Source organism: Paeniglutamicibacter sp. GQ140, assembly GCF_059759235.1.
In genome coordinates, this window is record NZ_JCAXDW010000004.1 from 210,405 (window position 1) to 223,786 (window position 13,382).

Sequence of the window (13,382 nt, forward strand, 5' to 3'; positions counted from 1 at the left end):
CCCTGCAGTCTTGTCATTGTTCCGCGGAAACTCCCTTGCACGCTATAGGATGGGGAGCATGTCTAAAGTCCTCACCTCCCTGCCCGTTGGCGAACGCGTAGGTATCGCGTTCTCCGGTGGCCTTGATACTTCCGTCGCCGTTGCCTGGATGCGTGAAAAGGGTGCGATCCCTTACACGTACACCGGCGACCTTGGCCAGTACGATGAACCGAATATTGATGCAGTCCCGGGCCGCGCCCTGGAATACGGCGCCGAGGCGGCCCGTCTGGTCGACTGCAAGCCGGCCCTGGTCGAAGAGGGCCTCGTGGCCCTGGCCTGCGGCGCCTTCCACATCCGCTCCGGCGGCAAGGCCTACTTCAACACCACCCCGCTGGGCCGCGCCGTGACCGGCACCCTGCTGGTGCGTGCCATGCGCGAAGACGGCGTGGACGTGTGGGGCGACGGTTCGACCTACAAGGGCAACGACATCGAGCGGTTCTACCGCTACGGACTGCTCTCCAACCCGAAGCTGCGCATCTACAAGCCGTGGCTCGACCCGGCCTTCGTCCAGGAACTCGGCGGCCGCTCGGAAATGAGCGAATGGCTCGTCGAGCGCGACTTCCCGTACCGCGACTCGGCCGAGAAGGCCTACTCCACCGACGCCAACATCTGGGGCGCAACCCACGAGGCCAAGACCCTCGAACTGCTGAACACCTCCCTGGAGTCGGTTGAGCCGATCATGGGCGTGCGCTACTGGGACGAGTCGGTCGAGGTCAAGACCGAAGACGTTTCGGTGACCTTCGAGGCCGGCCGGCCGGTCGCCATCAACGGCGTGGTCTTCACCGACGCCGTTGCCCTGGTTGACGAAGCCAACAAGATCGGTGGCCGCCACGGCCTGGGCATGAGCGACCAGATCGAGAACCGCATCATCGAGGCAAAGTCCCGCGGCATCTACGAGGCCCCGGCCATGGCGTTGCTGCACATCACCTACGAGCGCCTGCTCAACGCCATCCACAACGAAGACACCGTGGCCAACTACCACGCAGAGGGCCGCCGCCTGGGCCGCCTGATGTACGAGGGCCGCTGGCTGGACCCGCAGGCACTGATGCTGCGCGAGTCCCTGCAGCGCTGGGTCGGCTCCGCCGTCACCGGCACCGTCACCGTGCGCCTGCGCCGCGGCGACGACTACACCGTGCTCGACACCGTGGGCCCGAACCTCAGCTACCACCCGGACAAGCTGTCCATGGAGCGCGTGGGCGACTCCGCCTTCGGCCCGCTGGACCGCATCGGCCAGCTGACCATGCGCAACCTGGACATCGCCGATTCCCGCTCGCGCCTGGAGCAGTACGCGAACCAGGGCCTGCTGGGCGAGAAGACCGTGAAGCTGGTCGGCGAGCTGGAGGCCGGCGGAGCCTCGGCGATCGTCGACGCCGAGGCTGTTGACGCCGACGAGCTCGCAGGCGACCGCGCCCTGGAGCGCGCCGCCTTCGATTCGGGCACCGACTAAGTAGCAACACCGGCGGCCTGTTGAGGCGGCCATGGCGGGCGGGATCCTTTTGCCGGGACTAATCGGCGAGGGACCCCGCCCGCTTTTTCATCCCCCGGCCACGGCTTGCTAGACTCCGGTCCATACGCCGAGATCGGAGAATCCTTGACCAGGAACGCCGCACGCCGCCAACTCTGGAACGCTGCACACGTTGAGCGCGCCGTCCTTGCCGAGGACCTCGCCACGCTCGAGGACTCCCAATGGGCCACACCCTCGCTGTGCGGCCGCTGGAGCGTCAGGGAAACCCTGGCCCACCTCACCGCCGCGGCAAGCATCGGACCGGCTCGTTGGTTCGGCAGCGTCCTGGGTGCCCGGTTCGACTTCGGCCTGCACAACGACAGGCGGCTGGCCGAACACCTCGGCGCCACCCCGGCCCAGACGCTCGAGGGCTTCAAGGAAATCATCACCAGCACCACCGCGACCTTCGGTCCGGACGAGGCCTGGCTGGGCGAGGTCATCATCCACTCCCAGGACATCCGCCGTCCGTTGGGGATCGCGCAACGAGTAGGAATCGAGGCAGCAACGGCCGTTGCCGGCTTCCTGGCCAAGGGCGACTTCACCGTCCCCAGCAAGACCAACGCCGCAGGATTGCGCCTCGAGGCCACCGACGGCCCGTTCGCGATCGGCGACGGCCCCCTGGTAGCCGGCACCACCATGGCGCTGGTGATGGCCATGGCCGGACGCGGCGCCTATTGCGACGAGCTCACGGGCCCCGGCGTCCAGGCCCTGCGCGCCCGCTGCCTCCCGCCGCCAGGCACCGGGACGCAGGATCGCAGGGCCTGAGGAGCCCCGGGCAGCACGATGCCCGGCAACGATTCCTCGCTGCCGGGCATCGGGTCGGGGTTGCTAGGCCAGGGTGAACGGCGCCTTGGCCGGCAGCGGGTAGGCCTGCCTGGCCTTCTCGACGTCCTCGAACGGCGCGGTCGCAATCGACAGCTTGGTGAAGTCCAGCTTGGCCTCGCGCAGGCACGTCTTGATGGCAGCAACTGCCTTCTTGGGCTCCGGGGAGAGGATGCGGATGTTCAGCTTGTGCGGGGCGTAGTCGGAGGACTCCACGGTGCCCAGGCCGCGCCAGGCCAGGTGGCCGACGAGTGCTTCCTTCGCGGTGGTTTCCAGGTACTTGTCCCTGTCGGTGCCGGTGGCGGTCTTCAGCGCGTACTGCACGATGACCCACCCCTGGTCTTCCTCGGCCAGCGGCACGAAGCCGTCCTCCTGGCAGGCCTCGGTGAACGCCGCCAGCAGTCCCTCGGCCGTCGCCGCGGTGACGTCCTTGGCGGTCTCGGTCTTGGACTGGTGCCCCACGGTGCCGTGGTTCACGACGAACTGGCCGAGCTCCTCGCCCTCGTAGGTGGAGAACCAGGCCTCGCGGAAGTACATGGTTCCGTCTTCGTCGCGGCGGTAGGTGCGGACTATTGACATGCGGTGGTGCTCCTTAGCGGGATGATGCGTCTGAAAATGCGGTGCGGCCGCGGACCAGCCAGCCGGTCGCGGTGCCGTCGTAGGGGGCGCGCGACTCACTGAGGGAACTAAGCAGCGCCCTGGCCTCGTCGCCGATGGACTCCACGAGTTCCCGCGGATAGTCCATGAGGGCGGCGTGCTCCGCGAATTCGTCCTCGTCGTCAAGGAAGATCCCGCGTGAGCGCGAATCTATGACATCGAGGTCCATGTCCACGGAGTTCGCTTCCCACCCGCCGCGGGAAAGTTCCCGCCAGCCGATCTGGGTGGACAGGTCCAGGTACACGCGGAAGTCCTCGGCGGGGTCGTCGTAGAAGGTGCCCAGCCACTGCCCGGCGCGCGGAACCAGGCACACCGCGTCGGTGTCGGCCCAGTGCCCGTGGCCCGGGCGCGAGACCAGGGAGCCGGCGGGCTGGTAGATCCAGTGGCCATGGGCATCCGCGCCGAGGTAGCGCCCGGGAACCACCCAGTGCGGGGTCCCGTTGTATTTCCAGGCGCGCACCACCACCAGGTCCCCGGGGACGGCCCCGGCCGGGTCCCGGGGCAGGTTCGCGGGCACGGGCGCTGCGGCGCTCACAGCTGCGGGATCTGTCCGGTGGGCATCTCGGCCCCCGGCAGCGGACGGGCGAAGGGGACCTTGGTGCCCAGCACCTGGGCCAGGGTGTCGTTCGCGATCCGGTCGGCGGTCAGCCCCACCCGCTCCATGACCTGGTCGCGGGTTCCGTGGGCGAGGAACTCGGTGGGCAGGCCCACCTCGTTCAGGGCGGTGTCGACTCCGGCGGCCCGCATTTCCTGGCGGATGCGCGAACCCACGCCGCCGGCGCGGACCCCGTCCTCGACGCAGACCACGATGCGGTGGCGGGCGGCCAGGCCGATGATGGAGCGCGGCACCGGCAGCACCCAGCGCGGGTCGACCACCGTGACGGTGATGCCCTGGGCGTTCAGGCGCGCGGCGACGTCCAGGCAGAGTTCGCTCATGGCACCCACCGAGACGATGAGCACGTCGCGTTCCTCGCCGGAGCCGAGCTTGGCCAGCACGTCCACCCCGTCGTGCAGGCGCTGGATCGCCACGATCTCCGCACCGACATTGCCCTTGGAGAAGCGCACGACCGAGGGTGCGTCGGAAATGGCCACCGCCTCGCGCAATTCCTCGCGCAGCCGCACCGCGTCGCGGGGGGCTGCGAGGTTCAGGTTGGGCACGATCTGCATCAGGGCCATGTCCCACATGCCGTGGTGGCTGGGCCCGTCCGGCCCGGTGACCCCGGCACGGTCAAGCACGACGGTGACGCCGGCCTTGTGCAGGGCGACGTCCATGAGCAGCTGGTCGAACGCCCGGTTCAGGAAGGTCGCGTAGACGCAGACCACGGGGTGCAGGCCGCCGAAGGCAAGGCCCGCGGCCGAGGTCATGGCATGCTGTTCGGCGATTCCCACGTCCAGCACGCGTTCGGGGTGCCGCTCGGACATGGTCTTCAGGCCCACCGGCTGCAGCATCGCGCCGGTGATCGCCACGATGTCCGGGCGCTCATCGGCGATGTCGGCGATCTCCTCGCCGAAGACCGAGGTCCAGGAACGCGCCGAGGCCTTGGAGACTGGTTCGCCGGTCTGCGGGTCGATGACCCCGACGGCGTGGAACTGGTCGGCCTCGTCGGCGCGGGCCGGGGCGTAGCCGCGGCCCTTTTCGGTCAGTGCGTGCACGATGACCGGTCCGCCGAAGTTGCGGGCCTGCTGCAGCGCCTGATCGACGGCGGCCTGGTTGTGCCCGTCGATGGGGCCGATGTATTTCATGCCCAGGTCCTCGAAGAGGCCCTGGGGTGCCCACCAGTCCTTGATGCCCTTCTTGGTGGCATGCAGGGACTTGTAGGTGAACTGGCCCACGGGGCCGGAGTCCTTCAGGCGGTTCTTCAGCCTGTCCATGGTGTTTTCGTAGGCCGGGTGCGTGCGGAACATGTCCAGGCGCTGGCGCAGCCCGGCCAGTTGGTCGGCGAGGCCGCCGATGGTCGGGGCGTAGGAGCGGCCGTTGTCATTGACCACGATGACCACGCGGCGGTCCTTGTCGGCGGCGATGTTGTTCACTGCCTCCCAGGCCATGCCGCCGGTCAGGGCGCCGTCGCCGACCAGGGCCACAACGTAGCGGTCGGCTTCCCCGGTGAGCTTGCGGGCGCGGGAGATCCCGTCGGCCCAAGACAGCGAGGAGGAGGCGTGGGAGGACTCGACGATGTCGTGCACGGACTCGGCACGTTCGGGATAGCCGGAGAGCCCGCCGGCCTGGCGCAGCGTGGAGAAGTCCTGGCGTCCGGTCAGCAGCTTGTGCACGTAGGACTGGTGCCCGGTGTCGAAGATGATGGAGTCGGTGGGTGAATCAAAGACCCGGTGGATGCCCAGGGTCAGCTCGACCACGCCGAGGTTGGGGCCCAGGTGGCCCCCGGTGCGGGCCACGTTCTTGATCAGGAAGGAGCGGATTTCCTTGGCCAGCTGGTGCATTTTAGCCGCGTCCAGGCCACGCAGGTCCCGCGGTTCCTTGATGGTCGGGAGCAGTGGCACGGAGGCATTCCTTTCGCAGTGGCAAATACCCGTTCAATCTTACCGCTCGTCCCTTGCCGCCGGGCACCATGGCGGTGCACGCCACAATGTCCCGCCCCACCCCCCGCGGGTGTTGGCCCGGCGGGGCCGCCCTTGCGTAGGATCATGTTGTGGGCAAACCACGTCCTTCAGCACCCCCTACCGCGACCAAGGATCCCCAGCGCCATGAGCACTTCGCACCCCCGGACCCCCTCGGTTCTCTTTGTCTGCAACACCAATGGAGGCAAGTCCCAGCTGGCCGCGGCGCTGCTGCGCCAGGCGGCGGGCGATGCGGTGGCGGTGGAATCCGCCGGGCTCATTCCGGCCCACCGCATCAACGAGCTTGCAGCCTCGGTGGTTGAGGAAGTCGGCGCCGACATGCGTGCCGAGGTCCCCACCGCGTTGACCGAGGAGGCGCTGCGCGCCGCGGACCGGGTCATCATCGTCGGCGGGGCGAAGGTTCCCGGGCTCGAGGGCGTCGCCATGGAGCGCTGGGTTCCCGCCGAGGCCCCCGCTGGCCCGGCCACCGAACGGGAGCGCATGGAATTCCTGCGGGATGACATTGCCGCTCGGGTGGCGGCGTTGAACGATGAGCTCGGGACCGCAACCGTTTAGTCGCCATTGTCCCGGAGCCGCACTTCGAAGCCGTCGCGGGCCGGGCATCCACGAATGAGGCCGCCCCCCCGCTCTCCCCCGGGCCAACGAACGCCGGGAACACGCCACGGTGGCCTTGGTGATGGCACAGGTCAGTGCCCGGCGGCGCCGTCGTCCCGGTCCACCCTTCCACCGCCGGTTCCGTCCGCCCTCCTTGGCTGGCGGGGATCGTCGGCCGGGTCCCGTGGTGCGACGGAGCCGTCGAGATCCCGGCCGTCCCCGGGTTCGGCATCCGGGTCAAGCGATTGGGCCCTGGTGGCCTGTTCATGGGCGCTGGCGCGTGCCGACTGGGCGTCCGCGGTCTGGTTGCGCGCCTCTGCCTGCAGGCGATCCGCGTCAACCTGGGCCTGTTTGGCGTCTGCGGCCGCCCGGGCGGCCTTGGCCTCGCTCTCCCGGGCATTGAGCTCGTCGTCTGCCGCCGACTCGCGGAGGGTTTCCGCCCGCTCGTGGTCCTTCTCCTTCTTCCGCCGCTGGCCAAGGAAAAACACGAGTCCAAGGGGACTGCCAAGACGAGAACGATGATGACGATGGTCCACACCAGCTGGCCTGAATCCATGATTTTCGACCTCGTTCCAATTGCAGCAATGGGTGTGGGACCAGTAAAGCCCAAAACAGGAACGGCCGCCATGGATATGCCGCCGCCCATCGCGCTGCCCCGAGGCGAACTCTTGTTTCCCGCGATTCCCTGGACGTTGAAGAAGCCAAGGGCGCCAAGGCCGGGTTAAAGACCGCAAGGGCGGGCCGTTCCGGATTTCTCCGGTACGGCCCGCCCTTGCGAGCGTGGATCTGGCGCTAACCGATTAGTTGGCGGAGATCTGACGCAGGACGTATTGCAGGATGCCACCGTTGCGGTAGTAGTCTGCCTCGCCCGGGGTGTCGATGCGCAGGACGGCATCGAAGGAGACGCTCTTGCCGTCTTCCGCCACGGCGGTGACCTTCAGGGTCTTGGGGGTGGTGCCGTTGTTGAGTTCGGTCACTCCCTCGACGGAGAAGGTCTCGGTGCCGGTCAGGCCCAGGGTCTCGGCGTTTTCGCCGGCCGGGAACTGCAGCGGGAGAACGCCCATGCCGATCAGGTTCGAGCGGTGGATGCGCTCGAACGACTCGGTGATGACGGCCTTGACGCCCAGCAGCGCGGTGCCCTTGGCAGCCCAGTCACGCGAGGAGCCGGAACCGTATTCCTTGCCGCCCAGGACGACCAGCGGGGTGCCGGCTTCCTTGTAGTTCTGCGCAGCGTCGTAGACGTAGGCCTGCGGAGCACCTTCCTGGGTGAAGTCGCGAGTGAAGCCGCCCTCGACGTTGTCCAGGATCTGGTTGCGGATGCGGATGTTCGCGAACGTGCCGCGGATCATGACCTCGTGGTTGCCACGGCGCGAGCCGTAGGAGTTGAAGTCCTTGCGGTCCACGCCGTTGGCCAGCAGGTACTGGCCGGCCGGGGAATCGGACTTGAAGGAACCCGCCGGGGAGATGTGGTCGGTGGTGACCGAATCGCCCAGCTTCAGCAGTACGCGCGCACCGGAAATGTCCTCGACAGGAGCCGGGGTTGCCTGCATGCCCTCGAAGTATGGGGGCTTGCGGACGTAGGTCGAATCCTCGGCCCACTCGAAGGTGTTGCCTGCCGGGGTGTCGAGCGCCTTCCAGCGGTCGTCGCCGTCAAAGACGCCCTCGTAGCCGCGGGCGAACATGCCCTCGTCGATGGAGGAATCGATGGTCGCCTGGACCTCGGTCGGGGTCGGCCAGATGTCCTTGAGGAACACCTCGTTGCCGGCCTCGTCGGTGCCCAGGGAATCGTTCTCGAAGTCGAAGTCCATGGTGCCGGCCAGGGCGTAGGCGATGACCAATGGCGGGGACGCCAGGTAGTTCATCTTCACGTCCGGGTTGATGCGTCCTTCGAAGTTGCGGTTGCCCGAGAGCACCGCGGTGGCGGAGAGGTCGTGGGCCTGGATGGCCTCGGAGATCTCAGCGTCCAACGGGCCGGAGTTGCCGATGCAGGTTGCGCAGCCGTAGCCCACGATGAAGAAGCCGAGCTTCTCCAGGTACGGCATGAGGCCGGACTTCTCGTAGTACTCGGTGACGACCTTCGAGCCCGGGGCGACCGAGGTCTTGACCCACGGCTTGGCCACGAGGCCCTTTTCCACTGCCTTGCGTGCCAGCAGTGCTGCGGCAAGCATGACCGAGGGGTTGGACGTGTTGGTGCAGGAGGTGATCGAGGCGATGGAAACCAGGCCGTGGTCGATCGAGAAGGACGTTCCGTCGGCCTTGGTGACCTCAACGCTGGTCGACGGGCGACCAATGTTCAGCTCGTCGGCTGCGCCTGCGGCGTAGTTGTGGATGTCCTTGCGGAACTGCTCCTTCGCGCTGGAGAGCTCGATGCGGTCCTGGGGACGCTTCGGGCCGGCGATGGAGGGAACCACGGTGGACAGGTCCAACTCGAGGAACTCGGAGAAGCGGATCTCGCGGCTCGGGTCGTGCCACAGGCCCTGCTCCTTGGCGTAGGCCTCGACGAGGTCCACGTTCTCCTGGGAGCGGCCAGTCAGGCGCAGGTAGTCCAGGGTGACATCGTCAATCGGGAACATGGCCGCAGTGGAACCGAATTCCGGGGACATGTTGCCGATGGTCGCGCGGTTTGCCAGCGGAACCTCGGCAACGCCCTGTCCGTAGAACTCCACGAACTTGCCCACAACTCCGTGCTTGCGCAGCATCTCGGTGATGGTCAGCACAACGTCGGTGGCGGTGGCGCCGGCGGCGATCGCGCCGGAGAGCTTGAAGCCCACCACGCGCGGGATCAGCATGGAAACCGGCTGGCCGAGCATTGCTGCCTCGGCCTCGATGCCGCCCACGCCCCAGCCCAGCACGCCCATGCCGTTGACCATGGTGGTGTGCGAGTCGGTGCCGACGCAGGTGTCCGGGTAGGCACGCAGCACGCCGCCGACCTCGCGGGTCATCACGGTGCGGGCCAGGAACTCGATGTTCACCTGGTGCACGATGCCGGTGCCCGGCGGGACGACCTTGAAGTCGTCAAACGCGGTCTGGCCCCAGCGCAGGAACTGGTAACGCTCGCCGTTGCGCTGGTACTCGATCTCCATGTTGCGCTCGAGCGCACCGGCGTTGCCGAATGCGTCGATCTGCACGGAGTGGTCGATGACCATTTCGGCAGGTGCCAACGGGTTCACGCGGGTGGGGTCGCCACCCAGGTCCTTGACGGCCTCGCGCATCGTGGCGAGGTCAACGATGCACGGAACACCGGTGAAGTCCTGCATCAAGACGCGTGCCGGGGTGAACTGGATTTCGGTGTTGGGTTCGGATGCGGGATCCCACTGGCCCAGGGCCTTGACGTGGTCCGCGGTGATGTTCGCACCGTCTTCGGTGCGAAGCAGGTTCTCCAACAGAACCTTGAGGCTGTACGGAAGGCTTTGCGCACCTTCGACGGCGTTCAGCCGGTAAATTTCATATTCGTTGCCCTTGACGTCCAATACGCCCTTGGCACCAAAACTGTCCACATTGCTCACGGGGACTCCTCTCGCCGGATTCTTCATCTTCGTTGCACGCCCACAAGGAAATCCAGTTAGGCGATCCTAACTGAGTTTACCTGTGGTTTATTGCGGCAGAGCTATAGACAGTCTATCCCCCGCCGCCCCTACAACCCCGCCAACCCGACATTTTCGAGCCGGACGGAGTCACATCATCGCCTAGTGGCGGACAAAGAGTCCCACGGTTTCCATGTGGTGCGTGTGCGGATAAAGGTCGATGACATCGACCTCTTCCAAGCGGAACCCCGAGGCCATGAGATCGGCCGTGTCACGGGCAAATGATGCAGGATCGCAGGAAACGTAGGAGATCTTCTTAGCGCCCGAGCGCACCATCGCGGAAACGGCGGTCTTGCCTGCACCGGTGCGCGGCGGATCAAGCACAATCGAATCCAGCTTGGCCTTGCGCGTATTCAATTCCCGCGACAAGGTCTTCTCGACCCGCCCCTGGGAAATGATCGCCTGCGGGAATTCGCGCAGGTTCTTGACCGCGTCCTTGCTGGTTCCGGGGGCGCCCTCGATGGACAGCAGCATGCCGTCATCGCCCACCGCCTTGGCCAGGGGGGCGCTGAAGAGACCTGCCCCGGCGTAGAGGTCGGCGATGCGCGTCCCGTAGCCCGGCGCCAACTGGCTCATCACGCGCTCGACCAGGGTGACCGGGGCCAGGCGGTGGATCTGCCAGAAGCCCTCGCCGGTGATCCGGTAGTCGTGTCCGGCCACGGCCTCCGAAAGCCAGGTGCGCCCGCGCAGGCGCTGCAGCGCGCCGCGGCCGTCGGCCACCGAGCCGCCGACCTGTGTGACGGAGGCCGCGGAAACCCCTTCCGGCAGGCGCTTGGCCGCACGCCCGGCGGCCCCGGCGACGGTGCCGTCCTCGACGAAGAGCACCAGCACGCCGGAGTCCTCCCCCGAGCCGACGGCAACCTCGACGCGGCTGATGCCCACCAGAGGCAGCTCCCAGAGCTTGAGCTCGTTGATCTTCGGGTGCGCCAGCGGCATTTCCTTGACCGGTACCAGGTCGTTGGAGCGGAAGGGGCTCATGGCCAGGCGGCCCTTGGCATCGACGGCGAACGCCGTGCGGGTGCGCCAGCCCAGCGCGTCCGCGCTCTCGCCTTCGGGGGCCCGCACCGAGGTGAAGCCGTGTTCGGCCGCGTTGATGCCGCCCAGGCGTGCCAGCTGCTCAACGAAGATCTGGCCCTTGATGTCGCGCTGAGCCTCCAGGGAGATGTGCCCGAACTCGGCGCCGCCCACCGGCAGCGCACCGCGTGCGGCGGCGTGCAGGGAGTCGGCCTGGGTCCAGAAGTGCGGCACCCGGTGTTCGGAGGCCTCGTGGACCTCGACGACGTCGCCGCGCCAGAAGCGGGCCTTCTCGCCGTCGTCGCGCACGGCGACGGACACCAGCTCGCCCGGGATGCCGTGGCGCACGAAGATCACGCGGCCCTCGTGTCGGGCGACGGTGTGGCCGCCGTGGGCCGGTGCGTCGAGGCGCACCTTCAGGATGTGTTCTGCGGGGCTCATGGCTTGTCTTTCAGCTTGGAAATCGGGGGTGATGCCGGAGGTGTCTTGGTCTTGGGGCCGGCCGAGCCCTCTTCGGTGGGTCCCAGGAAGGTCGAGACGTCGGAGGAGGCCAGGCGCCAGGGCACCGAGGCCACCACGACCCCGGGCTCGTAGTGCAGGCGGTTCTTGATGCGCATGGCGGTCTGGTTGTGCACCAGCTGCTCCCACCAGCGGCCCACCACGTATTCGGGGATGTAGACGACGATCAGGTCGCGCGGCGAATCGCGCTTGATCGAGCGGATGTGCTCGATCAGGGGCGCGGAGATCTCGCGGTAGGGCGAGGCCAGCACCGTGATCGGCACCGGGATGCCCAGGGCCTCCCATTGCCTCAGCGTCGCCTCGGTGCGTTCCGAGTCCGCGTCCACCACGATGGCATCCAGCTTCGAGGGGCGCGCGGCGCGGGCGAAGGCCACGGCGCGCAGCACCGGCTTGCGCAGCGTGGAGACCAGCACCAGCGCGTGGACGCGGGCCGGCAAGGCGGTGGCGGAGTCGTCCCCGCCGATGGCAAGTTCCTCATCGACCTGCACGTAGTGCCGGTGCAGCGAGTCCATCATGAGGAACAGCACCGCGATGCCCAGCACCGCAAGCCAGGCGCCGTGGACCAGCCGCGTGCCCAGCACGATGACCAGCACCGCGGCGGTGAGTGCGAAGCCCGCCAGGTTCAGCAGCCGCGAGCGGTGGATCCGGGCGCGCACGCGCTTGCCCGGGGTCTGGGCCAGCTCCCTGCCCCAGTGCCGGATCATGCCCAGCTGGCTGAGCGTGAAGGACACGAAGACGCCCACCACGTAGAGCTGGATCAGGGTCGGCACGTGGGCATCGAACACCCAGATCAGCACGATGGCGGCAATGGACAGGGCCAGGATGCCGTTGGAGAACCCCAGCCGGTCCCCGCGGGTGCGCAGCTGCCGCGGCAGGTAGCCGTCGGTGGCCAGGTGGGAGGCGAGGTTGGGGAAGGAATTGAAGGACGTGTGCGAGGCCATCAGCAGCACCGCGACGGTCAGCGCCAGCACCAGGTACAGGCCCAGCGAACCGGGACCGAAGATCGCCTCGGCCAGCTGCCCGAGGACCGGGTGCTGGATGTAGTCGGCCGGGATCGGCCCGCCGTCCAGGCGCAGGCCGGTGGCGGGGTCCTCGACGACGTGGACCCGGGCGGCCCGCGCCAGGTACATGGTGCCCAGGGTCAGTGCGCCGGCAAAAAGGCCCAGCAGCAACAGCACCGTCGCCGCGTTGCGGGCCTTGGGCGCGGCGAGGGTGTGGACGTTGGAGATCGGGACCTCGACGCCGGTTAGCGCGGCGGATCCGGTGGAGAAGGCGCGCAGCACCAGCAGCACCCCGGCCAGGCCGGTGAGCCCGTGCGGGTAGTCGGGATCGGGAACGACCTCGAAGCCTGCGCTGGGTGCGCTGCCCAGGGTACCGGTGGCGGCAAGGATCCCGCCGGCGGCCAACATCACCAGGACCACGCCGATGAACAGGTAGACCGGCGCGGCGTTGCCGATCTTGGACCTGCCTCGCCCGCGCAGGTTCAGCACCGTCAGGACCACCACCCCGGCCGTGGCAATCCATGCCTGGCTCCCGGCCATCGCGGGGAACGCGGCAACCACGTAGTGCGAGGCCGAGGAAATCGACACCGCCACGGTGAGCACGAAGTCAACCAGCAGTGCCGCGGCCACCGTGGTCCCGGCCCGCGGGCCCAGGTTGACCGAGGCGATCTCGTAGTCGCCGCCGCCGGAGGGGTAGGCCTTCACGGACTGGCGGTAGGAGGCGATGATGACCAGCATCACCACCATGACGGCCAGGCCCACCGAGGGCGAGAACGCCATGGCGCCCAGCCCTGCCAGCGCCAGGGTGAGGATCACCTCGTCCGGCGCATAGGCGATGGAGGAGAGGGCGGAGGCGGAGAAAATCGGCAGCGCAAGGCGCTTGCGCAGCGGGGCCTGCTTCAGGCGCTCGGTCCTGAAGGGGCGCCCCACCAGAATCCGCTTCAACGCGTCGAGGAATGAAAGCACGATCCAAAGCTAGCCCCCTTTGCCCGCACCTGTCATACACCACACCGTCGGCGGCGACGTGAAGAATCACGCATCGGGGACCCGAATCGTGAAAGACTGGTGCAC

At 67.8% G+C, this 13,382-nt stretch carries 10 protein-coding genes; 3 read left to right on the plus strand and 7 right to left on the minus strand.

The window, feature by feature from the left end; translation table 11 throughout:
• The first annotated feature begins 58 nt into the window (after positions 1-58).
• Both argG and AC6CHY_RS07720 read left to right on the plus strand, forming a co-directional pair.
• A complete protein-coding gene (gene argG, locus AC6CHY_RS07715) occupies positions 59-1,486 on the plus strand; it encodes an argininosuccinate synthase (protein ID WP_217389811.1) in 1,428 nt (475 codons plus the stop codon).
• A 144-nt stretch (positions 1,487-1,630) separates the two neighbouring features.
• Entirely contained in the window at positions 1,631-2,308 is a 678-nt protein-coding gene (locus AC6CHY_RS07720) for a maleylpyruvate isomerase family mycothiol-dependent enzyme (protein WP_498226392.1), read from the plus strand.
• A 63-nt stretch (positions 2,309-2,371) separates the two neighbouring features.
• Here AC6CHY_RS07720 and AC6CHY_RS07725 read toward each other — a convergent pair whose 3' ends face one another.
• The 3 genes from AC6CHY_RS07725 to dxs are packed head-to-tail and all read right to left on the minus strand — an operon-like array spanning position 2,372 to position 5,521.
• Positions 2,372-2,944 carry a hypothetical protein gene (locus AC6CHY_RS07725; RefSeq protein ID WP_217389813.1) on the minus strand — a complete coding sequence of 191 codons (573 nt, stop codon included), beginning with the start codon at positions 2,942-2,944 and terminating at the stop codon, positions 2,372-2,374.
• A 13-nt stretch (positions 2,945-2,957) separates the two neighbouring features.
• The gene (locus AC6CHY_RS07730; RefSeq protein ID WP_217389814.1) at positions 2,958-3,557 is read right to left on the minus strand and encodes a DUF402 domain-containing protein; all 600 of its coding nucleotides are present in this window, start codon (positions 3,555-3,557) and stop codon (positions 2,958-2,960) included.
• Positions 3,554-5,521 carry a 1-deoxy-D-xylulose-5-phosphate synthase gene (gene dxs, locus AC6CHY_RS07735; protein ID WP_217389815.1) on the minus strand — a complete coding sequence of 656 codons (1,968 nt, stop codon included), beginning with the start codon at positions 5,519-5,521 and terminating at the stop codon, positions 3,554-3,556. Before dxs ends, AC6CHY_RS07730 begins: the two co-directional genes overlap by 4 nt.
• A gap of 204 nt (positions 5,522-5,725) precedes the next feature.
• On the opposite strand from dxs, the gene AC6CHY_RS07740 reads away from it, so the two are divergent.
• Entirely contained in the window at positions 5,726-6,154 is a 429-nt protein-coding gene (locus tag AC6CHY_RS07740) for an arsenate reductase/protein-tyrosine-phosphatase family protein (protein ID WP_498226395.1), read from the plus strand.
• A 131-nt stretch (positions 6,155-6,285) separates the two neighbouring features.
• Here AC6CHY_RS07740 and AC6CHY_RS07745 read toward each other — a convergent pair whose 3' ends face one another.
• The 4 genes from AC6CHY_RS07745 to AC6CHY_RS07760 form a co-directional block, all read right to left on the minus strand.
• A complete protein-coding gene (locus AC6CHY_RS07745) occupies positions 6,286-6,681 on the minus strand; it encodes a hypothetical protein (protein ID WP_498226397.1) in 396 nt (131 codons plus the stop codon).
• 312 nt (positions 6,682-6,993) lie between these two features.
• Positions 6,994-9,699, minus strand: coding sequence for an aconitate hydratase AcnA (gene acnA / locus AC6CHY_RS07750; protein ID WP_336245128.1), 2,706 nt, complete (start codon positions 9,697-9,699; stop codon positions 6,994-6,996).
• Positions 9,700-9,879: 180 nt separating this feature from the next.
• Positions 9,880-11,232, minus strand: coding sequence for a class I SAM-dependent RNA methyltransferase (locus tag AC6CHY_RS07755; protein ID WP_217389819.1), 1,353 nt, complete (start codon positions 11,230-11,232; stop codon positions 9,880-9,882).
• Positions 11,229-13,277: an APC family permease gene (locus AC6CHY_RS07760; RefSeq protein ID WP_498226399.1), complete on the minus strand. Its 2,049-nt coding sequence runs from the start codon at positions 13,275-13,277 to the stop codon at positions 11,229-11,231. The genes AC6CHY_RS07755 and AC6CHY_RS07760 overlap by 4 nt, the downstream gene beginning before the upstream one ends.
• Positions 13,278-13,382: the final 105 nt, after the last annotated feature.